Origin of the sequence: Pseudomonas sp. zfem004 (assembly GCF_032621715.1) — a bacterium.
Lineage (GTDB): Bacteria > Pseudomonadota > Gammaproteobacteria > Pseudomonadales > Pseudomonadaceae > Aquipseudomonas > Aquipseudomonas sichuanensis.
This window is the reverse complement of sequence record NZ_JAVYJF010000018.1, coordinates 41,194-66,298: the sequence shown is the minus strand read 5'-3', so window position 1 is coordinate 66,298 and position 25,105 is coordinate 41,194. Positions and strand designations below refer to the sequence as shown.

The window sequence follows — 25,105 nt, the reverse complement described above, 5'->3', positions numbered from 1 at the left end:
TGCCGCCCACGGCAAACCGCTCAAGGTGCGAGTATTTTTCTAGATAATTCAAAGCGTTGAAGCAAAGAAAAGCCCGGCATCAGTCCGGGCTTTTTCCTATGGTTCCAGCCGACGCTGCTGGTAGATCCAGTCGACAATTTCGCCATCTGGTGCATAACCGCTCACCGTTTCCCGCAGCAGTTGGCGCACCCGCCCGTAGTCATCCGTCGCCACCGCCGTCAACAACTGGCCAAGGCGATCCTTGAGCGCTTCCCACGCCAGGTGGTCCTCATGGGCGCTCATGATCATCGGATGGCGAGTGGCCTCGACGTTGTCGCCGATCAGCAGCTCCTCATAGAGCTTCTCGCCAGGACGCAGGCCAGTGAACTCGATGGCGATGTCCCCAGCTGGATTACGCTCGCTGCGTACGCTCAGGCCCGAGAGATGGATCATCTTCTCCGCCAGCTCGACGATCCTCACCGGCTCGCCCATGTCCAGCACGAACACATCGCCGCCCTGCCCCATGGAGCCGGCCTGAATCACCAGTTGCGCGGCTTCCGGGATGGTCATGAAGTAGCGTGTGATCTTCGGGTGGGTCACGGTCAACGGCCCACCAGCCTTGATCTGCTGGCGGAACAACGGGATCACCGAGCCCGACGAACCCAGTACATTGCCGAAGCGCACCATGGTGAAACGGGTGGAGTTGATCTGCGAGACATTGCGATTGTCGCCCAGCAACACAGGGGAGCTCTCCCGGCTCAGCGCCTGCAGGATCATCTCGGCCAGGCGCTTGCTGCTGCCCATGACGTTGGTGGGGCGCACCGCCTTGTCGGTGGAGATCAGCACGAAGTTGGCGACACCGGCCTGCATCGCCGCCTGCGCGGCATGCAGCGTCCCCATGACGTTGTTCAGCACGCCTTCGGCGATATTGTGCTCGACCATCGGCACGTGCTTGTAGGCGGCCGCGTGGTAGACGGTCTCGACCTGCCAGGTCTGCATGATGTGCAGCAACTTGTTGGCATCGCGCACCGACCCCAGGATCGGTAGCAGTCGAACGCTCAGTGACTCGCGCTGGCAACGCTGTTCCAGCTCGGTGAGGATGCTGTAGAGGTTGAACTCACTGTGCTCGAACAACAGCAAGGTGGTCGGCCCAAGCCCCATGATCTGCCGGCACAGCTCAGAACCGATCGACCCCCCGGCACCAGTCACCATCACCACCTTGCCGGTGATGCAGCGCTGCAACAGGCCGGCCTCGGGCGGTACCGCATCGCGCCCCAGCAGGTCGGCGATATCGACCTCCTGGATATCATCGACCTTGACCCGACCACTGGCCAGGTCCATCAGCCCGGGCACACTGCGCACATGCAGCGGGAATCCTTCAAGGTAAGTGAGGATCTCACGCCTGCGCCCACGGCTCGCTGAGGGTAGCGCCATGAGGATTTCCTGGGCGCCCGTGGCATCGATCATTCGCTGGATATTGCGCGATTTGAATACTGGCAAGCCGGAGATGACCCGATCGGCAATGCCTGGGTCATCATCAATGAACGCCACGGGACGCATCGAGCGGCCCATGCGCAAGGCAGCCACCAATTGGTTGCCTGCTGCCCCGGCACCATAGACGGCCACACGCAACAGCCCATCATCGCGATTGGTGAAGGGGACGTGCTGGGCAGTGGTAAACCAGTCGCCGATGAAATACTGACGCATCACCAGGCGCAGGCCGCCGAGCATGACCAGGCTCAACCACCAGTAGTTGAAGACGATCGAGCGAGGCACGAGGGTGGCATGGTTGCTGTACCAGTAGACGACCAGCGCCAACAGCAGTGAGGAAAGCCCGACAGCCTTGAAGATGACCATGAGTGCATCGTTGCCGAAGTACCGCATCACCGCCCGGTACATGCCGAAACGGATGAAGATCGGAATGGCGATCGCGGGGGCGGCCAGGAACAGCCACGGATGGTTGAGCACCGGGCTGCCGGCGTCCTCGAACCCCAGGCGCACGATGAACGACATCCACAGCGCAACCCAGACCAGCAGCAGGTCTACAGCGACTTGAAGCGCCCTTTTGTAGCGACGCGGCAGCCCCAGCAGGGCTGCCCTCAATTTATCCATCATCAGAGTTGATCCCGCCTCCGCATCCCGCGGATATGACGTCAATATTCAGTAAACACGGTTACCGCATGATACCGGTCATGGCCGATATGCTTTTAGTTTTCTTGCTTGCCAGCGTCGAACTTGAGCGCCAATACAAGCAAAGGACTATACGCGATCAACAGCCCCAGCAAACCATCCAGTTGCCAATGAACGACCACAACAGCGATGGGCAGCAACCAGAGCAGGTTGATTGCCAGTACCGCCAAGGTCACTCGCTTGTGGCTCTTGTAACGGCGCGAGGCGAACTGATAACCATGGCTGCGATGGGCCTCGTAAACCTTCTCTCCCCGTAGCAGGCGCCGGCCCAGGGTGAACGTCGCATCAACCACGAACACACCCAGCAGGATCAGCCAGGCCCAGAACAGCTGCGACGACTGCCAGGCCGCGACAAGCGAGAGCCCGCCCAGCACGATGCCGAGAAAACCGCTGCCCGCATCGCCCATGAAGATTCGTGCCGGAGGGTAGTTCCAGAACAGGAAGCCCGCCACCGCGCCCGCCAGCAACAGTGGGGCCCAGATCAGCGAGATCTCGCCCGCCAGCCAGTAGAGCAGGCAAGCGCTCAGGCAGGCAGTGATCGCCTCGACGCTGGCGATGCCGTCGATGCCATCCATGAAGTTGTAGAGGTTGAGCATCCAGACCAGGTAGAAAGCGGCCAGCACATGCCCGGCCCATCCCAATGACCAGCTCATACCGAACACTTGCACGGGTGGTAGGCCACCGAGCCAGGCCAGCGCCCAGATCGCAGCGCAAAAATGCCCGAGCAAGCGCCAGCGCGCCGCAATATGACCGTGGTCGTCCATGAAACCGATGACAGCAACCAACAGGCCGGCACCAAACAATGCGACGAGTGAAGCACTGTCCAACAGGCCAGTCCAGGCCAGCAGGGGCTGCGCCAGCAGGAACGCCACCACTATCGCCACGCCACCACCGCGAGGTGTCGGCAGTGTATGAGAGCTACGCGCGTTGGGGATGTCGATGATGCTTCTGGCCAACGCGTAACGGCGCAACAACGCCGTCATCACCAGCGAGATGACGACAATCAGGGGGAGTAACCAATAGATCATTTGCGAACTGAATCCTGATAGTGCCGGGCGGTGGCCGACAATGCGGCATCCACCTTGACCGGCGGGGTCCACCCCAGCAGTGTGCGGGTTTTGTCTATATTCACCGCCAATGAGCCACACAGGCGTTGCGACAGCGCCTTGCGCCCCAGGCAGGTGGCGCCCAGGGTCAGCACCCAGGCGGGGATGGGCAGCAACCGGGCCGGTTTGCCCAGTGCCGCCGCCATGCGCCGCAGCAGCTGTGTCGTCGACAGGTCTTCGCCATCGCTGGCCAGGAAAATCTGATTGGTAGCCGCAGGGTGTGATACGCAGGTCACGATCAGGTCGACCAGGTTGTCCAGTGCAACCAGGCTGCGCTGATTGCCGATGGCGCCAAACGGCAATACCACACCGCGGTCGAGCCAACGCATCATGGCCAGGAAGTTGGCTTTGACTCCTGGGCCATAGACCAGCACCGGTCGAATGATGACCACCTCGATCGCGCCCTCGGTCGCCAACTGAAGCAGTTGCTGCTCGGCCTCATGCTTGGATACGCCATAAGGGTCCTGAGGCGCAGCGGTATCATCGGCACGGTAGGCGCTGCCAGGGGGCGTACCTTCTCCGTTGACCTTGATTGAGCTGATGAACACGAAACGTTTGACGCCAGCAGCCGCTGCCTGGCGTGCCAGGTTGAGCGTGCCCTCGACATTGACCCGGCGAAACGCAGCCAGCGGGTCCGCTTCGGTGTCGTTCATCACATGCACGCGGGCTGCGCTGTGGATGACCACGTCCACACCGCCCAATGCAGCCTGCCAACCATCATTCTCGGCGAAGTCCTTGCATAGCACAGCCTGCGCTGGCGACGGCACATCGGCTGCTTCACTGCGCACAGCGCAGCGCAAATCGCCGCAGCCATCAGCCAGCAGACGCCGGGCGACCGCCGAACCGACGAACCCCGTTGCTCCGGTCAGGAAGACTCGTTGAGCCATGCCGGGCACTCAGGCTTTACGCCAGACAGTGCGATTGATGTAGTCGGTGTAGCTCAGCACCACGCGCACGACCTGCTGCGAAACCGGGCCGCCCTCATAATCAGGGACCACAGGGATCTGCCGCTGGCCGGCCTGGTGCTGGCTGGTGATCACCTTGACAGCTGCCAGTACCGACTCGGCCTTGAGGCCGCTCATGATCAGCGTGCCTTCGTCCATCCCCTCCGGCCGTTCGTGGGCATTGCGCAGGGTCACCGCCGGCAGGTTCAGCAACGAGGCTTCTTCGGTGATGGTGCCACTGTCGGACAGTACACAGAACGCAGACATCTGCAGCTTGATGTAGTCCAGCAGGCCGAACGGCTTGACGAAGCGGATCAGCGGATGGTCCAGGTTCTCACCCAGGCTTTCCAGGCGCTTGCGGGTACGTGGGTGGGTCGAGACGATCACCGGGTAACCGTACTGCTCCACCAGGGCACGCAGGGTGGCCAGGAAGTCGCGCAGGTTGTCCGGGCTGTCCACGTTCTCTTCACGGTGAGCGCTGACGATGAAGAACTTGCCGGCTTCCAGGCCGCTGCGCGCCAGCACGTCGGAGGCTTCGATCTTCGGCATGTAGTACTCGAGCACTTCATGCATGTGCGAGCCGGTCTTGATGATGGTTTCCGGGCGGATACCCTCGGCGATCAGGTAACGGCGGGCATGCTCGGTCAACACCATGTTGATGTCGGACAGGTGGTCGAGCACCTTGCGGTTGAGCTCTTCGGGAACACGCTGGTCAAAGCAGCGGTTGCCCGCCTCCATGTGGAATACCGGAATCTTGCGGCGCTTGGCGGCGATTACCGCCAGACAGGTATTGGTATCCCCGTAGAGCAGCAGCGCGTCGGGCTGTTCCTGCTCGAATACTGCGTCGGCCTTGGCGATCACCTCGGCGATGGTCTGCGCGGCAGTCTCACCGGCGGCACCGAGAAAATGATCGGGCTTGCGAATTTCCAGGTCGTCGAAGAACACCTGATTCAGTTCGAAGTCGTAATTCTGCCCGGAATGCACCAGAACATGGTTGACCTGGCGATCGAGCTCGGCAATCACCCGACTCATCTTGATAAGCTCGGGGCGGGTACCGACCAGGGTCATGACCTTAAGCATTCAGTTGCTCCTTGATGTAGTCCAGTTTCAACAGCAACTGCTTGACGCCTGGGATATCAAGGCGTTCGGTGTTGTGCGAGGTGTAGTCTTCCAGCTCGGAGATCTTCTCCTCGCCTTCGACGAAGTACTTCTTGTAGTTGAGGTCGCGATTGTCGGCGGGAATGCGGTAGTAGCGCCCCATGTCCTCGGCCTTGGCCATCTCTTCGCGCGACACCAGCGACTCATAGAGTTTCTCGCCGTGACGGGTGCCAATCACCCGCAGCGCGCTGTCGCTGGCAAACATCTCTTTCAGCGCCTGAGCCAGGTCGCCCACGGTCGAAGCCGGGGCTTTCTGTACGAAAAGATCCCCTTGCTCGCCATGCTCGAAGGCGTGCAGCACCAGGTCGACGGAGTCTTCCAGCGACATCAGGAAGCGGGTCATTGCCGGGTCGGTGACGGTCAACGGCTCGCCGTTGCGCATCTGTTCGATGAACAGCGGGATCACCGAGCCGCGTGATGCCATGACATTGCCATAGCGCGTGGAGCAGACCACCGTGCCACCCTGCGGGATCATCCGCGACTTGGCCACCACCAGCTTCTCGGCCATCGCCTTGGAAATACCCATCGCGTTGATCGGGTAGACAGCCTTGTCGGTCGACAGCACCACCACTCGCTTGACGCCAGAGGCTATGGCGGCATTGAGCACGTTCTCGGTGCCGATGACATTGGTGCGCACGGCCTCCATCGGGTAGAACTCACACGAAGGCACCTGCTTGAGGGCCGCAGCGTGGAAGATGTAGTCGACGCCTACCATGGCCTGTTTCAGGCTGTCGCTGTCGCGTACATCACCGATGTAGAACTTGACCTTGTCATTGGCCAGGGCGATGCGCATGTCTTCCTGCTTTTTCTCATCGCGAGAGAAAATGCGGATTTCACGCACGTTGGTATCGAGGAAACGCCGCAACACCGTGTGACCGAAGGAGCCGGTGCCTCCGGTGATCATCAATACCTTATTGTCGAACATAGAACCTTCCCAGCAGGTGCGTGCAGCCAACGCGGTGCACGAAATGATATGAACGCATGCCAATTATGATGCTGGCCATGCCTGAAGCGTCACCCAGGCACACGCAAAGCCATGCACATCAACCAGGCCTGGTGCACAGGACTATCAAGCGGCTTGCCATTCTGCCTGATCGTAACGGAGCTGGCCCATCGCACGGCTGACGCATCATACAGGCTACGGCACACTTTTGACGAAGGCCGCATCCACATCGACATCATTGATCACGCCCAGCATGGCAACGAGTCTCGGCCGCTGACGTTTTTGCAGCGTTTTCAAAGCGCCACAGCCAGGCGAGGAGGAAGCCCCACAGGAAGAATGAAACGATACCAGGGTAAGGCTGGCGCATCCCGACCTTGAGTGAGTTGTCAATCAGCAGGATAAACAACACGACCACTGTAACCGCCAACATTCCTGGCTCGTTAAAAATTCGATTCGCCTGCTTAAAAATACAATGGAGCGTGTGCAACATCAGCATGAGCAACGGCGCAAGCGCCAGAAAGCCAAAATTATAAACAAGATCAAGGTAGTAATTATGAGCACTTGGGAAAACGCTTCGCTCAGGGGGGCGCTCATGCCCCAGGAGGAAGGCCGTCCAACTTTCTTGTACCCCCTCAAGGTAAAAGTCCCAAAATTTCAATCGTTCGATCAAATTGAGCGGAACCGCGAGGCGCTTACCCTCCTCGCCACCAGCGCATGCTGCTGTAACGGCGGTGGTTGCCACTCGCGGAACGCCGGCGGTCGAAGCAGAAGGCTGTGCCGGCCCCGTAGTGACTGGCGATTTTTTTTGCACAGGCTGTACGACAGGCTTAGCCGCAGCAAACAGCATATTGAACTTGAGCGAGTGCAACGGACTTCCGGACGCATACACTACCCCCCCTCCCAAACCTGCCGCCAATAGAGCCGCCAGAACCAGAACCCGAACACGGTGAACGCCCGCGAACAGATTTGTCACCATGAATATCAGCCCCCCCGCCGACAAAAGGAACAGGGCAAGCACCGAGATTGAGAGCGCTGCATAGGCTCCTATCAGCCCGCCAAGCACCAGCAACCATGCATGTGTCGATTTATCACACCAAAGCGTATAAAGCGCGATCAGGTACCCGCCGACAAATATAACCGGCACATACTGCAACCCCTGATAGACCCCAAACAATAATGCTGACTCGCTTAATATCCGCTTTTCCAAAACCACCGTAGCAACCAGCTGCAGACTTATTACAACCAGCAGGACAGCAAGCACCCCTCGCGCCAGGCCACGCAGAGCATCGCATATGCTACCAGCCTGCACGCCTGCAATTAATGCAAACATCGGCAGCAAATACTGCAGCATTAAAACAAGCTTACTCATGTTAATACCGACGCCAGACTCTTGCGCAAACGCCAACAAGCTCAAGCACATCGCCACGAATGAAGAAAAAATGACGAGCAACACCCTGCGCGCACGCGCATACCCACCCATGAGCACTATACCCGCACAACAAAAAACCACAGACAGGGGAATGGGAAGCGAAGCCAGCCGCCCGCCACTGTCATAATAATTATCCGCATGATAAAGACCGAGCCCCCACTGAACAAACATGGGGGTGAACAAGCCGATCACCAACAGCAGCATTCCCCACCCCTGCTGCCCTGCACCAACACCAGCCATCCTCCGCAGGTTCGACACCATCCGACCGCCTCGATATTTTTCCATGATCACAGACCAATCTTCACTTAAATAGAAAACCAGTGATAGAACAGCACCAACCAGATACAAGCTCGCCAGGTAGGTTTCACCCATGCCAAAAAACAAGAGCGGCACACAACCAACCAGAAGCAAGTTCGCCAACACATCGGAGCCAAAAACATCGCATCCGGCACGGTTCTGCAGGAGCTGCAATCGTAATTGCTGAGCGAGAACCATTACCGTCCCTCCAACCAAAGAGCAGCTAACGGCCATCCAGAAAACATGACTCTTTGATGTCCAGGCCAACAGCTCCGGGACATGCCAAACTGAAAGCGCCAGCGTGATACCCGCCAACGTCATTGCCAGCAGAAGAATATTGAAGAGCTTTCTGAATTTACTATTTCTGAGCGACGCTTCATTGCGAACCATCGTCGCACCCAGTGCCTGGGAAAAAACTGCGCCCATGATGCCGCCAAGGGCAAACGCAGCAAACAGGTCACCCGCACTTTGTTTGCCGAGCAACAGAATCATGAAGAGCCGAATTATATATACGGAAGCACCAATCGCCAGTGTTGAACCGAAATGAGGTAACAATGTGCGCAAACCACTAAACATGCCCACCCCACACACCAGCGCCTGCCGGAATAAATTACTCCCTATACAGCTCAGCAACGGCGAACATGCCCAAATAAAGGTCACTGCAATGACCGCCCTGTCAAAAATGATGGCCATCGACACGAGTATCAAGGCAGCGCATTGGATCAGGGTAAACCCAATGCATTCACCAAATCGCTGATGCCGTTCCTGCTCACTGAGAAAAACTTCAGCCAACCATTCCATGGCCCGTCTAAAAATCAACAGGGCAATGAATGCTTCCCGCCCCTGCAGACTACCAGCGCATAGCAACCAGGCTGCAATACACAATGGCACTAGCAGCAACATTCGCCAGCGCAGAATCTGGGGCGCCCACAAAGAGCTTGCGTCAGAAATAATCAGGCTGCGCGCGTTGCCTGAAAATGAATAGAACAGTGCCACTGTAGCACCATGAACCAACCCCACCTCAGCCGCCACTTCTGATTTACCAAACAAACTCAGAGCGATCATCAGAACCATCATGGCGAATAGGTTGGTCATTACCGCTACAGGAAAAGCAAATACGTGCATCATGACTCTCTGACCGGGTTATCAGTTTCTACGTGCGACTGCCTAATAGGCATACCTGTGATACGCCGAGAAAACCCACCATCAGAGACTGGCGGCCTTACGCCATCATTCAAACTTGCTTCATAAGGCGCGAGTACCGACTGCGGCCAGTTAAAACCCAACCACTTATAAAGCAATCAGACAGAGCAAAACCGAGAAATAACATCCCAGCAACGCACACTCACAACCAACCAAAATAGTGGCTGTAAATATATATGGAACGGGTGACTTCGGAAGGTGACTATACACTCACGACAAGTCAGATCAGCGTGGAGGGAAGAAAATCAGAATAATCCTACGGTCAACGCTCACAATTCCATGATTGATGGAGATTTTGCGCCTGACTGCAAGGCGAGAATATCGAGAACCTCGGAGTGGATAACACTGTCGGGATCCCAAGAGGCCCAGTTGCCGAAAAACGGCACGCCCAAGTACATGGTCGAGTGTTCAGCGCCTTGGGCTAGGCGAGGTCTATGCAATCCCTGCAATTAAACGATTGAGAGCTAAACGAGCAACTGGTAGGAACTGCCATCGCGCCAGAACCGCAGCGCATGACGCCGGATGAGGTAAACGCCATACCGGCGACAGCCCATATTCACTGCGCTTCACCAGTGACACGACATCGAACACATTGACGGCGCCGCTCGTACGCTGGACTTCCATCGTGCAGGCATAACGGGAATGTTCTGCTTGAGAACTGTGGTGCCGGGATTGTAGGCATCAAGTCTTGCTCTCGACATGATGCCTACTTGATCAGGCTTATACCCCGCGAGAGATACTCGCGGCCAGACAAGTCTCTGCTTGCCTGACACACAAAGCGCCTGGCACTTGCTGCTGGCGCTGGACTGAGCCCTTCAGCGGCCCATCTTCATACCGCGGATCAGCTCCCCCCAGGCGGGCGCTACATAACCCGTTGCCTCACGGAAACGCGCCCCATCGAGCGAACGATCAATCTCCAGCGTGGCGTCCGGTCGGATCTCGATCTGCTTGCCATATTCGGCTGCAACCAACCCCAGCAGATCGAACTTGGCGATCGGCTCTGCAGCAACATGATAAAGCCCGCAGAGTGCAGGACGGGGAATGACAAAGTCTTTCATGACCCGTGCCAGCTCAACGGTCGGCAAACCGGAAAATATGGCCTTGGTGAACCCTCTCACGCTACCTTGCTGGGACAGGAACCAGTCGACCAGCGCATGGCTGGAGCCCAGCTCATGCCCGATGATCGAGGTGCGCAGGGTGATCGCGTTGGGTGCGTCATGCAGTTCGCCGATGTACTTGGATTTACCGTACAGGTCCTCGGCATTGGAGAGATCGCTTTCCAGGTAGTTGCCCTTGCGCCCGTCGAACACGCAGTCGGTACTGACGTGGATGAGCCGTGCGCCAGCCAGATTGCACAGCCGAGCCAGACGGTGCGGCAACATGGCGTTGATGGGCAACGCAGTGAGCGGGTCCTTGGCATCGGCCAACTGCTTGATCAGGCCGACGCAGTTGATCACTACATCGGGGCGCACCTTGCCCAGCACCGCAGCCAAGGCGTCCTGGTCGAGTACATCGATACCGCTGATCAGGCGGTCGTGGCTGGCCAGGGGAAAGTGACGCAAGGCCGCCTGGCCGCGCAATGTGCCCCATGTTTCGTGCGCAGGGTCTGCACCAAACACGCGAAAAACGGCATTGCCCAGCATGCCGGTTACACCCAGAACCAGAATTTTCATCACTTCCCTCAAAAAACTGAGGCCGGCTCAGCGCCGGCCAGTAAACCGCTTCAAACGCCCCAAGGCTTGAGTGACCAGGTGCCGGGCAAAATCGCGCTCGTCTGGTTGCATGATGCTCCAACTGAACAGGCAGGCCGGAATGATCATCAGCATCGACCAGGACAGGACCTGTTGCTCATGCCAGCACAGCCAGGAGGCCAGGATGATCAATGCCAGCGCGGCAAACCACTGGCCGACCCGACGCAGTGGAAGCCTGGCGCCATGTACCCGCCACAAGCGCCAGCCAAGGAAAACCAGGTACGCGATATACGCCAGCAGATAAGCCACGCCGACCCACTCGATACCATACGGCAGCAACAGCAGTGCGACAGACACAAAGACCAGGCTCCAGAGCCCTTCGGCCAACGCGTAGCCTTTCATGTCGGCGCGGGCCATCAGCGTGGTAGACATGACCCAGCCCAGCACTCGCACAAAGTCGCCTAGCAGCACCCAGCGCAGCACGTCGAGTGCCGGCAGGAACGCCTTGCTGAACAACAGGTTCATCACCAGCGGCTTGAAAACCACCAGGCTGACGACCAGCGGCAAGGATAGCATCAAAGCAAAATGGAATGCCTTGGACAGTGCGGCGTGCAAGGCGTGGCCATTCTCCGTCTTGCTCAACTCCGGCAGCAGGTAGCTTTGCAGCGAAGTCAGAAATAATGCCAGGTACATGGCACTGATGCTCCAGGCCGCATCGAACTGGCCGGCTCCTTCCAGGCCATACAAGTGCACGGCACTGGCCCGGACCACCAGGATGCACCCCATGGTCAGCATCAGCGATAGCAGCGACGGCAGTGCCACCTGCAGAAAACGTATGGTCGCCTCACGGCTGGCGCCTCTGGGCGCAAGCTCGGCGAGGCTGCCGAGGTAGCCGAGCCGACGCACATGGACAAGTGCGATCAGCAGTGCCGGCACCAGCCCCCCTCCCACCATCAGCACCAGCAGCTCCGGGTAGCCCCGACTGAAAGCCAGCCCCGCCGGCAAAGCGACCAACGCCGCCCCCAGGCCGGTGAGCAGGTTGATCATCGCCACCGAACCATACTGCATGTCTGCCGTCAGTACCCCTCGCAGGAAGAACAGCAGCGTTCCGAGCGTAATAGGGATCACCAGCCAGCGCACCGCCGAGGCATGATCCCCGGCCAGCGCAAAATCCGCGATCAGATCAGCACCGGCAAGCACCGCACCGCACATGAGCAGGCTCATGCCCAGGAACACGTAAAGCGTGGAGAGGAAAAAGCGCTGCCGTGCAGTTCCGGTATGGCTGCTCATGCCCTGCACAACGGCGTTCTGTCCGCCTATCGAGGCCACCGACGAAAGCATTTGCTGCAGTTGGCGCAGCACCGAATACAGCCCCACACCCGCCGGCCCAGTGAGGACTGCCAGCAGCTTGACAGCCAACGCGCCGAACAGCAGGCCGAAAAACTGCCCGCTTGCGGTCTTGAACGTCGAAATCGCCATCCCTGGACTCATCGCGCGGTCTCCTGGCCGGCAATACTGCGGTTTGAAGGCGTGCCTGTCAGCAGTGACAACACCACGTAGATGAACAGCCCACCACTGAGTAGTGTCGCGGTCAACGAACTGACCGAAGCGACCAGCAAACAGACAATGCTCGCCACGATCAGTTCACGCCTGCCCGAAGCAAGGATACAGGCGGCGCAGAACGTAAACAGCAGGGAATAGGCAATTGCGCCGAACCAGCCGAACGCCAGTTTCGCATCGACGAAGAACACCGTGTTCGATCCCCCCTCCCCGCCCGGAGATGCTCCGTATTCGAAGACATATACCATCTTCTCCAGGTTCATTTTCGGCTCACCGTAAAGCAGGTGTACCAGGCTGATCGAGCGCCCGTAGGTGTTGTGCCCTTGCAGAACGATTCGCTGAAACTCCAGCCAGTTGTAAGCAGTGACATAAGGCACCCAGACAATTCGGTTAAGCAGCAAGGTCGCCTTTCCGGTGACAGTCGCCGGATCGAACCTGTACTCCTCCGTGTCGTATTTCACGGACAGGTAATACGGAAGCAGTGAGCGCTCCGGGGGAGCGATAGGTTCAGTGATCAGCGTGCCGGCCGGCAACCTCATGTCGGCAGCTTCGCTACTGGCCACGGCCGCACCAGTGTCCGCCGCCGGACTACTGTTGCCACCCATGGCCAGGAACGACATCAGCAAGATACTGCCCACCAACAGCAGCAGCACACACACCGAGGCCCTCCAGTTCTTCGCAAAGGCGTAATGCAGGACCAGAGGCAACAGCACGAAAATCGGCGCGGCCTTTTCCATGGATAACAGCGAGAGCACCAGCACTACCCCGAGCAAGGCAAACCTCGCACGGGCGCCGGTCATGAAGGCTGCCACCAGAATCAGCGGTATGATCGAGCGGCCGAGGATGAATACCGCATAACGCAGCAGGCTTTCAAAACCTGTGAGCCCGGCTAGAAACTGGCTGCGCGAATGGGCGATATCCATGAGGCTGCCGCCGTTGAGAGCAACCAGCAAAGGTACTGAGGGTGCCCGCCAGGAGACGTACGCCAGCGCCATGAGATAAATCAGCAAGCAGCCGCATGCCAGCGCTTGCCAACAAGAAGATGAAACATCGCGCATCACCGCCGCGCGGCGCGCCATGGAAACATAGAGTCGGGAAAAGTAAGGAAAACTAATGCCGTAGGACAAACTGAAAAGAAGCAGCAAGATCAGAAAATCCCTAGAGGATTCATCTCTGAACAAGTAATGCCCCAAACATGCGGCAGGCAGGTAGATCGCCAATATTACAAATATTGGGAAATGCCTTTTGATTTGCGCCGCATTGATAATAGAAATCATTTAGACAAACTCATACATGACAACCTCCTGCCAAACATTACCGCTACCGTCCTGGCGCGATGTTACCTGAAAGGATGTGCACTAGCCTTTGAACTTGGGCGCTCATCTCGAAATGCTGGTCGAAGTAGGCCCGCCCGGCACTCCCCATCTGTTCGCGAGCGGATGCATCCATGGCCTTGAGCCGACGCAGGTTATCCACCAGTGCACTGGCCTGCTCGGCCGCCGACGCCATGCCGGCGCCGGCCTCGATCACCACCCGTGCACCTTCGCCATTAAGGCTGGCCGCTATCGGCCGGCCAGCGGCGAGGTATGCCTGGATCTTGCTCGGTACGGTCTGGGCAAAGATGTCCTGGTCGCTCAGCGAGACCAGCAACACCGCAGCGCGCTCAAAGATGGCCGGCATCACCTGCATGGGAAAACGCCCCGGCAGAATGAGATTATCGAGGCCCAGGGCCTGCTTGCGCTCCTGCAGCCAGGCCAGCCTGCTGCCGCTGCCCACCAGGACCAGGCGCAGGTCGGCATCGTCGCGCAGTTGCACGGCCGCCTCGACCAGGGTGTCCAGCGCCTGAGCGGTCCCCAGGTTACCGGCGAATACCACGCAGAAGTGGCCGGCTAGCACCTCAGCCAATGGCTCTGGCAATGCCGGGGCTTGCGCCATGGCGCGCGAATCCATGGAGTTGGGAAAGTAGACGATCTTGTCGCGGGCCGCGTAGCGCGATACCGGTTCGACGAAGGCGCGCGACTGCACCAGCAAGGTGTCGCAGCAGCGATAAATGCCGCGTACGAGCCAACCGACCAAACGCAGGGCATGACGGTTGCGCACGAAACCGGTGGCCGCCAGGCTCTCTGGCCACAAGTCCTGTACCCACAATGCCAACCGTGCCCCCTTGAGCCACTTCAACGGTATCGCTGGGATAGCCTGGAGAATGGGCGACGGCGCGAACACCAGGATCGCGTCGAACTGACGCTTGCGCAGCAACCAGGGGAGGCAGAACAGCCCCGACAGGACGAACGACAGGTAGTTGAGAATGAGGTTCTTCGCCCCACCCGCCCCCCGGGGCCACAGCGGTACACGTACGACATCGACACGGTCGAGGTAGCGCTCGCGCTGCGTACCTCCCGCCTGGTAGCCCTCGAAGATGTCGCCATCCGGATAGTTGGGCTTGCCGGTTGCCACGACCACTTCATGCCCCTGCTCGTCGAGGGTGCGCACGATGTCGTTGATGATGAAACTTTCAGGCCAGAAATATTGCGAGAGAACGAGGATCTTCATGGGGCGCCAGGAAACTCAGTCAAATAGCCGGGAAACATGCTGTGCAATTGCAAGGCTTGCTGTCAGCCCGGGCGATTCAATTCCGTAAAGATTAACCAACCCAGGCAAACCATGTACTTCTGGCCCCTGGATCATGAAGTCGGCAGCTGGTTGGCCTGGAGCGGAAAGTTTAGGCCTTATCCCACTGTATCCGGGACGTAGCTTCTTCTTGTCAATCGAAGGGAAATATCTCTTTATGGCGTAGGAAAATCCCTCGCAAAGAGACTCATCCACCCGGTAGTCCAGCGACTGCGTCCAGGCGACATCAGGCCCGAAGCGCACCTGCCCGCCAAGATCCAGGGTAGCGTGCACGCCGAGGCCTGCCGTGTTTGCCTCCGGCATTGGATAGACCAAGTGGTTGAATGGCGCGCGACCAGCGTAGGAAAAGTATCGCCCCTGGCACCAGTAGGTGACAGGCACATGCTCAGACGCCAGCCCTTCGATTACCTCGGCCAACTTGCTGGCGAACAGCCCGGCCGCATTGATCACCCTGCGCGCCGTGATGCTGAAGGGTTCGCCACAGCTCACCCCTTCGACAACCCACCCTTCGGTTGAGGGCGCCATGCGCGTGACCCGCGTCTCCAGCGCAAGATCCGCGCCATGGGCCTGCGCTTCGGCCAACAATGACTCCATGAAAGCATGGCTGTCGATGATGCCGGTTTGCGGCGAGAACAGCCCAGCCACGCCGGCGACGGCAGGCTCCATCTCGCGCAGGCGGGCCCGCGACACTTCTTGCAGGCTTTCCACGCCCGAACGCTGGGCATTGAGCTGCAATGCCTCGAGCGCATCGATTTCTGCTTCGCTCACCGCGACCAGCAGCTTGCCGATCCGTCGATGGCTCACACCGCGTTCCTCGCACCAGCGGTAAAGCAGTTCGCGCCCTTCGACACACAGGCGCGCCTTCAGCGACCCAGGTGCATAGTAGATGCCGGCGTGGATGACTTCGGAGTTGCGGCTGGAGGTGTGGTCGCCAATTCGGCACTCCTGCTCCACCAGCATCACGCTGTTGCCATCACGGGCCATCTGCGCGGCGCAGGCCAGGCCGATGACACCAGCGCCTATGACCATGCAATCGATATCTGTCATTTACTTTTGTCCGGTTCCGGGCTCGAAGGGCATGACACGAGTTGCAGGTACAACTGATGCACTCGCTCGGCATTGGGCTGTATCGCGAAGTTGTCCTGGGCCCACTGCCGAGCCTGGCGCCCCAAGGTCAGGCGAAGCGCCTCGTCTTCGACCAGGCGTTGCAAGGCATCGGCCAGTAATTCAGGGTCGGGCCGGGCAATGGCCAGGCCGGTCACTTCGTGGATGATTGCGTCCTCCACTGGGTTGGCGACCGCCACCACACTGGGTATCGAGTAGAACGCCGCCTCGAAAACCGGCCGGCCGGCCGCATCCAGATGCGATGGGAAACACAGGATGTCGAGCTGCGGATAGAGGGTCCGCACATCCCCCACGAAGCCCAGCAGCCGGATATGCTCATGCAGCCCATGCTGCTCGACAAGACGCTCGAGGTCAGCCCGCACATCACGGGCAAAACCCAACCGCGCGAGCACCCATGCCTTGAGCCCTGACAGCTCTCGAGCATTCTCACCAGCGATGAGGCACTGCAGCCTGACGCCCCGTTGCTTGAGTATGCGCATGGCCTCCACCAGCTCGTAGACCCCCTTGAGGGCAATCAACACCCCAAGGAACCCCACGCTAACGGGCTGCGCGGCTGCGCGCGCAACAGGGCCAGCGACAGGGCCATGGATACCCAGGCCATTGTGCACCACCGTGACCGGCAAGCACGGGTCCAGCGTCGCCGCCACGGTATGGTCGATGGCAACCACAGCGTCGGCGAAGCGATGCAGCCAGCTGTTGATGACCCGGGTACGCAGATCCGACCCCGGTGCCCGTTGCAGTGAGCGTACGTGAACTACCATTGGAACCCGCAGCAAACGCTTGGCCAGCAGGGCTAGCGGCAGCAGCGTGATTTCGTTGACATGCAGCAGATCGAATCGCTCGCGGCGCAAGCGCCAGATTGCTACCAGCGAGAACGGCAGCAGTAGCAGTTCCCGCAGCAGAATGATCCAGCGCAACCGGCGATAATGACCGTAACGGGTATTGTCGAACTGGCTAAGCCCCTTGACGGTTCGAACAGACATGCCGGCCTTGGAGAATGCCGGTACGGCGCTCCCCCCCGGGGTCAGCACGGTCCCCTGAACGCCCATCGATCTCAGGCAGGTGAACAGCTCGATCAAACTTTTGGAGGCGCCACCAAAGGCGCCCGCCGGGTGCAGAAACAGCACCTTCATGCCTTCCCCCTCAAATGCCGCTCCTTCGCGAGCCTGCGCGCCGAAACCTGCAGATTTCGGCGCCTGCTTTCATTGCTTTGCCGCTCATGCACGCGGTTTCAGACCAAGCGTGCCACTTCCGACAACAGTCGTTCACCGTCGTGTTCATAATTCAACTCGGCTGCGGCGGCATGGGAAGCCTGCTTGAAGGCCGTCACAGCCTCGGTATCCAGTTGCTGCAGCGACGCGGCAAGAGACCTGGCGGCAAAGGATTCGGCGACGACCCCACACTCATAGGCCCGCAAAAGGTTCGCCATTTCTGGCGAAGGGCCGATCGCTACGCCCAGGCAAGCCTGCACGAACTCGAAGAACTTGTTGGGTAGCGCATGCTCGTAGTTGAAGTTGACGGGCGGCAGCAAGAACACCCCAATGTCATAGCCATTGAGGTGCAGGCAGATTTCAGGCATCGGCACAGGCGGGATGAATCGAATGCGCGGATCGCCCTTCGCCGCTTCGCGCAACTCCAACAGGTAGGCCGAGTCGCTGTCCATCAGCATGAAATCCAGGCTGAAACGCTGATCCAGGTAGCCCATCATCTCGATCATCACGGCGAGGTGACGCGAGCGAATGGCGGCACCATGGTGGATAAGGCGGATGCGCCCTTCCACCACCGGAGTCGGCGCCAGGCACTGATGAACAGGCGCGTTGTGGATCACCAGGGGCCTGACCCCGTAAACACGCGAGTACTCATCGGCAATCCCACGGCAGACCGTGGTCATCGAGGCCGCACGTGGCAGGTAGCGGGCGCAGAGGTCATTGATGTAGCGACCGAACAGCATGCGCCACAAGCGCTTGTCCTCAAACTCGCGGGGGGAGTACTCGTGCGCGTCGACCATGACCGGTGCCTCGCCCGCCAGCCTGAACGCCAGTGGCGCACTGGACACATCATTGGCGATGACCAGGTCGAAGCGCTTGCCGCCCAGAAGGCGCACGGCACTCTGGACCTGCTCCTGATTCCAGTAGTAACTGTCAAAAGCACCGATCAACAATTTGCCGGCCCAGTAGGCCTTTTTCAGCAGGCTAGCAGGGCCTTTCTGCAGCTGAACGAAATCGGCCCTTACATCCGGCTTCGAGCCATAACCGGCAATTGTGACCTGGTAATCCCCCTTGAGAAGGTGCGTCTGGCGCATCACCCGAGGATCGCTCTGGATAACCGAGAAAGAGATGATCAACACGCTTTTCAAAATAAAACCTTAATCCAAACTCAAGCGATAAAGTGCTCATGCCAGCGGCAGAAGTTGATCCATCGCCAGACCTGCCAGGAAAATGGCTTCTTACCTGCCATGATCAACTCGAACTCAACAAGCGCCTCGGCCTGATTGAAGAACGGCAAGTGCAAGTCCGTCGTCAACCAACCGCGAATGGTATCGATCATTGATGCAAGCAGTACTTGCTCTGGGGTGGCGAAGCCAATCTTGTCCCGACGGTCCAGTACATCGTCGGGCACTATACCGCGCATCGCAGCTCGAAATACTGATTTCGTCTCGCCCTTGGGAGAAATCAGATAGGACTCCGGCATAGAAAGCAACAGATCGACCATATCCAAAGTAAGGAACGGCACGCGACTCTCCACCGAAAACCGCATGGAGTTACGATCGCCGTGGCGAAGAAGCCCTGGCAGTCCGCGTCGGGTCAGCGACAAGCCGAGCTCGGCCATCACCCGACGTCCGGACTGGTTCACCGTGGCGCGTTGATGCGGGAACTGCTGGATGATGCCTCGCTCGACCAGCGGTTCAGCGTTGATCCAACCCGGTAGGGCGTTCATTCCATTCAGCGAGCGCAATGCCTGGTACAAAGAGCCTTGGGTCATTTCAGCCACAGCGCGCTTGGCTCCGGCCATGCGGTCGCGCCCAGGCCATTGAGCCCATTCATTGAGGAAGCTCCAGGCTTCGCCCAGGCGCCCCTTTTCCAACAAGCTACGCAACCGCTGGCCAGGATAACCACTGTAACCAGCCAGCATCTCGTCCGCACCCTGACCGTCCAGCGTTACGGTGACACCCTGCTCGCGAGCGAGTTGGAATACCCGATATTGCGCATAGATGCTGGTGCTGCCAAAAGGCTCTCCCTGCGCAAGGATCATCGAATCGAGATCGCGAGCAAGTTCGTCGGCACTGACGACCACCTTATGTGCAACAGCACCTACATGCTCGTTGACTCGATCGACCCATACTTCCTCGCTTACCTCACTCCCGCGAGCGATGTAGCTGAAGGTATTGATTGGCAGGTCTGGCTCCACGTGCCGCATCGCGCAAACCACGGCAGAAGAGTCGATGCCTCCAGAAAGCGCCGCCCCCAGCGCCACGTCACTGCGCAGGTGCAGGCGAATGTTGGACAGGAACTGCTCTCTGACCTGTTCGGCGGCTTCGTCGAAACTCAGGTCCTTGCGCTCCGTGATTGTTGGCGTCCACCAGCATGCTGGTTCACTGAGCTCGCCAGTGCTGAGGTCGAGCGTCAAAATGTGGCCCGGCAGCAGGTGCGAGACATCTTCGAAGAAAGTAGAAGAATTGCTGTCATAGTCGCCATGCACCAGGTAGTCATAGGCTCGCTGCCAATCCAGACGTACCTTATGTGCCTTCATCGCTTTGACGGCGGTCAGTTCAGAGGCGAAAAGGAAGTTGCCATCCTCCACCGCGTAGAAAAAAGGTTTAATGCCAAATGCATCGCGCACACAGGTCAATGTGCCGCGAACGTGATCAAAGACCACAAAGGCGAACATGCCGACAAGTCGTTTCAGACAGGCCACACCCCAGGTCTTCCAGGCAGCCAGCAGCACTTCAGTGTCCGAGTCGGATCGGAACACCAGGCCCATGCCCTGCAACTCAGCACGCAATTCACGATAGTTGTAGATCTCACCATTGAAGACGATTGACATCGCGTAGTCGGGCGTGCTCATCGGTTGATGGCCGCCCGACGACAAGTCAATGATCGAAAGACGCGTATGTCCCAGAGCTACCTTGGTGGTGCCATGGGAGTAGAGCTCCTTGCCATTGTCATTGGGCCCGCGAAAACGTAGTGCGTGTATCGCATCGTCTACCCGATTCAGCGGAACTTCAGAACCACCAAACCAAGCACCACCCAGAATTCCACACATAAATAGTCAACCTGCTACGGCGTCTACCAGACGCTTGAAATCACGATATACGGCCTCAGACGAATAGCGCTGGGCTGCTACGGAGGATGCTTCTTTCATCGCCATGATCTGGTCATTATCCAAGGCGTTGATCGCCCTCGCCAGCGAAATCGAGGTGAAGTCTTCGGCAATTACACCCACCCCCGTCGCACTGACCAGCGCGGCCATCTCAACGCTTGGCGAAATTGCGACAGCAAGCCGCGCCTGGATGAACTCGAATAATTTGTTAGGCAGTGCGTACTTGTAATTGACTGCCTCCGGCTCAAGAAGAAACACCCCCATGTCATAGTCTTCGTTGAGGACCTTGGCGATCTCCGTCATTGGTACCGGCTCGCGAAAGGTGATCTTCGCCCCGGAGTACTTGGCCTTGAGGCTATCACAATAGGCTTTATTCGACTCCACCAGCATAAACTCGAATACAAAGCGCTCATCAAGTAACAATGCCGCCTCAGCCATCAACTCCAGCTTCCGGCTTGGACAACCCAATCCGTGATGAACCAATTTGATCTGCGCATGAAGTGGACGCGGACGAGCATCGATATACGACGGACAATTCATCAGCACCCCGGGCCGCTCACCCAGAAATTCAGCCTGATAAAGCTCGGCAATCGATTCGCAAACCGTAACAACCTTCTTAGCTTTTATCAGATATCGCCGGCACAAATATTCCGGATATCCTTTCCAGAAAAAATTCCACTTCCAACCCTCTAACTGTTCGCCAGGTGCAAACTCATGCATGTCGGCGAGGACGGGTGTTTGCTTACCACTAACGGAGAACGCTACGGGCAGCGAAGAGGCATCATTGGCGACAATTACATCGTATTGCCTATCTTTCAAGAGGGCCCGCGCCCTACGCTTGTCGTCGTCAAGCCAATAGACTGGCGCGTAAATCCTAAGGAACAGAAACACGGCCTTCAACAGCTTCTTGAACAGACCTGACTGGCGAGGAGAAGGAATCTCAATGTGCTCGGAAGCATAGGAAGGCGCACCTCCGTAGCCGGCCGTTACAACTCGAAACGTTTCAGCAAGGCAAACACCATGGCGATGGACCCTCGGATCTCGAATCAAATTCGAAAAACTTAGCAGCAATACAGTTTTCATATTTTTCGAATGCACCGACTTCAACGACCATTAAAAGAATCAGCGTAGTCTTGAGAAATGAGCCTGGCTATACGTTCGGGATCATGCCACTTTTCCACAAATGCACGGCTATTCTTTGCCCGTTCCAGCAACTCTTCCCGAGGTGTCAAGATCACCTCGCGCAACACCTCTTTCAACGACGCGGGTGTCACGCGAATAAATGGCAGCTCCTCGCGCATGGCATCCGGAATAAAGTGAAGGTCTTCATCCCGCAAATACACTAGCACTGGTTTTCCCAAAGCCATCAATTCAACAGCCAAGCCACCATACCAACCTGCAAAAATTTGGTCGATCAGCACATCGGCTTGTTCATAACATTTCCTGGCTTCAGCCTGAGAGAGCCCTTCAACAAGAACCAGTTCAAACTCCAGTCCCTCTTCACTCAAGCTGTTCAGCGCTTCGATAATGAGATCGGTACCCTTTACACGCCGATTGGTTGGCGCATGAACGATTCTCAAGGGTCTTTTTTCCAATATTTTTTCAAATGATGCTGGCCACTCATCGAAAAAAACGTGGGAATATGGGATAAATTTCGTCGCAGCAGGCAATACATTCAGCAGATCTGGATTGAGTGCATAGACTTGCTGGCAGCGCCGAGATAGGTAAGCAATATTTTTTTGCTTGAACGCGTCGGTTTTCGCAGAGTAGTAAGAATCGTCAACCTGCGTGGCTATGCTCACTGAGTAGTGGTCAAGACAGTATTGACCTTGCCGAGCGTCATCCCCCTGATAAGTGAGAAACAATTTTTTACGGAACAACCTAAACAGCGAAACTTCGAAATACTGCAGCCCACGCAGGTACGCGGAATAGACAAATCGCTTCAGTGACGAAACACTATTTTTTTTACCAGGCCACTCAATGATATTGGCAGTAGCGATCGTTGTACCAGCATTATAGTGAATGATGTCGTACTTGAAGAGGCACTCAAGAATAAACTTGAAACGCTTTAACTCACACTGCAGAAACCGTGCACCAGCGGGCACCAGCACCCGATCAACCTCATAGGCAAGGTAGTTCTGGCTAATGATGCAGCACTCACTGTCAATGCCCTGCTTGCGCAATGCCTTGCTCAACGCAGGCGGATTTCCACCAACGGCGGTAGGGGCGTGCAGTACTTTTATCTTTTTCATGGAATGAGGTCTTTCAATCCCTGCTCAATACTGACTTCAGGGCTCCAGCCCAACGCTTGCAAGGCACTGATATTGGCGACCAGGCGACCGGCTTCTGCCGAGCTTCGTTCGAACACGGGCTGTTTCCCAAGCGCCGCGCCAATTTGCCGGCATATTGCAGCAATCGATACCTCCTCGCCACCCGCCACGTTGAACGTGGCACTGCCCGGCGCTTGCAGTATGGTCTCCAACGCCCGCACCGCATCAGAAACATGGACGGGGTTGATCACCAGGCCATCCTCCCCCTGAAGCTGAACCGGGCGGCCTGCCATGACGTTATCCACCAACCGCGGCAACAACATTGAACGCCGTTGCTGTTCGCCATAGATGAAGAAAAACCTCAGTACCGCGACGTCCATGATGGACGAGTAGTTCTGCACCAGCACCTCACCACACAACTTGCTGGCCAGGTAATACCCCAATTCACCGTGCGAGGTGATGGGCGAATTTTCATGCACCACCGGCAAACCGCTCTGGTAGACACCGCCGGATGAGGCATAGATAAACTTCTGACAATTAGCCAGCCGCGCATAATCCAGCAGCTTCGCTAATGCCGCGACGTTCACATTGAACACATCCAGCGCTTGGGCCGGGAAATCGCGAAACTTCGATGATTGCGCCAGGTGCAGCACCGCATCGATCTGGCCCGGCAACCCGGATGCATCGAAATCGGAAGACAGGTCAACCGAGTGATAGGTCACCCCGTCGATTGGCTCAGCGACCGGGTTATGCACAATCGCGTGGACGTCATGGTTCTGGCTGAAGAACCTGATAGCCTGCGAGCCGAGCAAGCCGGCCGCTCCTGTGATCAGGATACGTAGCTGCTTTTTCATGAGAGCACTTTTTTAAGGGGCAAAACAAAAGCACCGACGCCGCAGAACACGGCCAGCGCGAAGAGTTTCAGCATGATAACGGAAAACTGCAGTTCAGTCTGACAGGTCACGATTGCCACACAGAACAAGGCGACTACGCCAATGCTCCCAGCAATCAACCTGCTCCAGGAAACTTCCAGCGGGTGCAGGTGCTGAGTGAATGCCAGATAGGTGGCAGTAATGAACAGGTAAGTGACCGCCGTGGCCCAAGCGGCCCCCTGCGCACCAAAGGAAGGAATCAACCAGAGGTTGAGCAGCACATTGACCCCCACCGCGCACCAGGAAATCTTGGCGATCAGGTGGCTCTTGCGCTCGATTGATATACCGACAGCGGTAACCTGCTGGGTAGCCTGAAGGACTACGCCCAGGCACAGCGGAATGAGTACGATGGCACTGTCGTGATATTCGGCGGGCAACAACAGGCCGATACCTTCACCTGCGAACAGTGAGATACTTCCGCCGACCAAAGCCATCACCATGAATAAAATCAGCAACACGTTGGCGAAGATACGTCGATAACGTTCAGGATTCTCTGTCCGAATCTTCATCGCTACCGGGCTCCAAGCCTGCCCGAATGCCATGGAGACGAACAGCACGATGGACGAAAAGCGAAACGCGACCGAGTACACGCCAACTTCTTCAACCGACGACATGGATGCCAGCATCCAGCGATCAATCGCCCCAAATATCCAGTAGGCAAAAGCGGCAAAAATGTACGGATAGCCGTATGAAACCAGTGCTTTGATCCATGTGCGACTGAAGCTGAGCACAAGGTCCTTGGAGATGAGCATCAAGGCGAGCGGAAGGACCAGCACCGCCACCAGCGCCTGGGCACCCAGAATCCCATCCAGCCTTGCCCCTACCTCAATCACCAACCAGGCTGCGAGCAGCAAACCACAGACGCGGAAAAGGATGGACAGGGCAAAAAAGCGCCAAGGCTTGAAATGCAGCCGCACAACATCCAATGCAAACTGAATCCACTGCGAGGCAGCCATAAACACCAATGCGTACAGCAACACACGCCCATCGAATGGCTGCCCCTGCCAGCCAAAGCTGACACCGTACAAAAGTACAAGCGCCCCCGCCAGCACAGTGACCACGACGCCGGACAACACTTGCACCAGCAGCGCGCTGGAAACGATCACCGGACGCGCGGACTCCAAGGTGTCCTTGTCCCAGTAAAAGCGCTGCACCGCATTATTCAGCCCGATATTGACGACCACGCCCAGCAAGCCAATAACCGTGAATATCAGCTCCATTGCACCGAACTCAACCACGCTGATGTAGCGAGCGATCAGCGGGAAGAACATGAAGCTGAGGACCTTTGATAAAAAGTCAGCCCCGCCATAAATGGCGGAGTCTTTCATCA

At 57.7% G+C, this 25,105-nt stretch carries 18 protein-coding genes; all 18 read right to left on the bottom strand.

What is annotated here, in order from left to right:
• Positions 1-96 precede the first annotated feature (96 nt).
• Positions 97-2,094, bottom strand: a complete 1,998-nt coding sequence (locus RTH46_RS19235; RefSeq protein ID WP_178125811.1) for a polysaccharide biosynthesis protein — start codon at positions 2,092-2,094, stop codon at positions 97-99.
• Positions 2,095-2,186: 92 nt separating this feature from the next.
• Positions 2,187-3,197, bottom strand: a complete 1,011-nt coding sequence (locus RTH46_RS19230) for a glycosyltransferase family 4 protein (protein WP_316906394.1) — start codon at positions 3,195-3,197, stop codon at positions 2,187-2,189.
• A complete protein-coding gene (locus tag RTH46_RS19225) occupies positions 3,194-4,162 on the bottom strand; it encodes an SDR family oxidoreductase (protein WP_316906370.1) in 969 nt (322 codons plus the stop codon). The genes RTH46_RS19230 and RTH46_RS19225 overlap by 4 nt, the downstream gene beginning before the upstream one ends.
• A gap of 9 nt (positions 4,163-4,171) precedes the next feature.
• Positions 4,172-5,299, bottom strand: coding sequence for a non-hydrolyzing UDP-N-acetylglucosamine 2-epimerase (wecB, locus tag RTH46_RS19220; protein WP_153786928.1), 1,128 nt, complete (start codon positions 5,297-5,299; stop codon positions 4,172-4,174).
• Positions 5,292-6,302 (bottom strand): nucleoside-diphosphate sugar epimerase/dehydratase, encoded by a 1,011-nt coding sequence (locus RTH46_RS19215; protein ID WP_279847231.1) that lies wholly within the window; start codon positions 6,300-6,302, stop codon positions 5,292-5,294. The genes wecB and RTH46_RS19215 overlap by 8 nt, the downstream gene beginning before the upstream one ends.
• Positions 6,303-6,555: 253 nt before the next feature.
• Entirely contained in the window at positions 6,556-9,174 is a 2,619-nt protein-coding gene (locus RTH46_RS19210) for a hypothetical protein (RefSeq protein ID WP_316906368.1), read from the bottom strand.
• Positions 9,175-10,064: 890 nt separating this feature from the next.
• Entirely contained in the window at positions 10,065-10,922 is an 858-nt protein-coding gene (locus tag RTH46_RS19205; RefSeq protein ID WP_153786983.1) for a dTDP-4-dehydrorhamnose reductase family protein, read from the bottom strand.
• Between the two features lie 27 nt (positions 10,923-10,949).
• Positions 10,950-12,419: an oligosaccharide flippase family protein gene (locus RTH46_RS19200; protein WP_316906393.1), complete on the bottom strand. Its 1,470-nt coding sequence runs from the start codon at positions 12,417-12,419 to the stop codon at positions 10,950-10,952.
• An 8-nt stretch (positions 12,420-12,427) separates the two neighbouring features.
• The gene (locus tag RTH46_RS19195; RefSeq protein ID WP_316906367.1) at positions 12,428-13,777 is read right to left on the bottom strand and encodes a hypothetical protein; all 1,350 of its coding nucleotides are present in this window, start codon (positions 13,775-13,777) and stop codon (positions 12,428-12,430) included.
• Positions 13,778-13,820: 43 nt separating this feature from the next.
• A complete protein-coding gene (locus RTH46_RS19190; protein WP_153786933.1) occupies positions 13,821-15,050 on the bottom strand; it encodes a glycosyltransferase family 4 protein in 1,230 nt (409 codons plus the stop codon).
• Positions 15,051-15,065: 15 nt separating this feature from the next.
• Positions 15,066-16,175: an NAD(P)/FAD-dependent oxidoreductase gene (locus RTH46_RS19185; RefSeq protein ID WP_316906366.1), complete on the bottom strand. Its 1,110-nt coding sequence runs from the start codon at positions 16,173-16,175 to the stop codon at positions 15,066-15,068.
• Entirely contained in the window at positions 16,172-17,386 is a 1,215-nt protein-coding gene (locus RTH46_RS19180; RefSeq protein WP_316906365.1) for a glycosyltransferase family 4 protein, read from the bottom strand. The genes RTH46_RS19185 and RTH46_RS19180 overlap by 4 nt, the downstream gene beginning before the upstream one ends.
• 98 nt (positions 17,387-17,484) lie before the next feature.
• Entirely contained in the window at positions 17,485-18,600 is a 1,116-nt protein-coding gene (locus RTH46_RS19175) for a glycosyltransferase (protein ID WP_316906392.1), read from the bottom strand.
• Between the two features lie 29 nt (positions 18,601-18,629).
• A complete protein-coding gene (asnB, locus tag RTH46_RS19170) occupies positions 18,630-20,516 on the bottom strand; it encodes an asparagine synthase (glutamine-hydrolyzing) (protein ID WP_153786937.1) in 1,887 nt (628 codons plus the stop codon).
• A gap of 6 nt (positions 20,517-20,522) precedes the next feature.
• On the bottom strand, positions 20,523-21,656 hold the full coding sequence (locus RTH46_RS19165; protein ID WP_316906364.1) for a glycosyltransferase: 1,134 nt from the start codon (positions 21,654-21,656) through the stop codon (positions 20,523-20,525).
• A gap of 20 nt (positions 21,657-21,676) precedes the next feature.
• On the bottom strand, positions 21,677-22,825 hold the full coding sequence (locus tag RTH46_RS19160; RefSeq protein WP_153786939.1) for a glycosyltransferase family 1 protein: 1,149 nt from the start codon (positions 22,823-22,825) through the stop codon (positions 21,677-21,679).
• Positions 22,822-23,697 (bottom strand): NAD-dependent epimerase/dehydratase family protein, encoded by an 876-nt coding sequence (locus RTH46_RS19155; protein ID WP_153786940.1) that lies wholly within the window; start codon positions 23,695-23,697, stop codon positions 22,822-22,824. The genes RTH46_RS19160 and RTH46_RS19155 overlap by 4 nt, the downstream gene beginning before the upstream one ends.
• Positions 23,694-25,103, bottom strand: a complete 1,410-nt coding sequence (locus RTH46_RS19150) for a flippase (protein WP_316906363.1) — start codon at positions 25,101-25,103, stop codon at positions 23,694-23,696. The genes RTH46_RS19155 and RTH46_RS19150 overlap by 4 nt, the downstream gene beginning before the upstream one ends.
• Positions 25,104-25,105 lie beyond the last annotated feature (2 nt).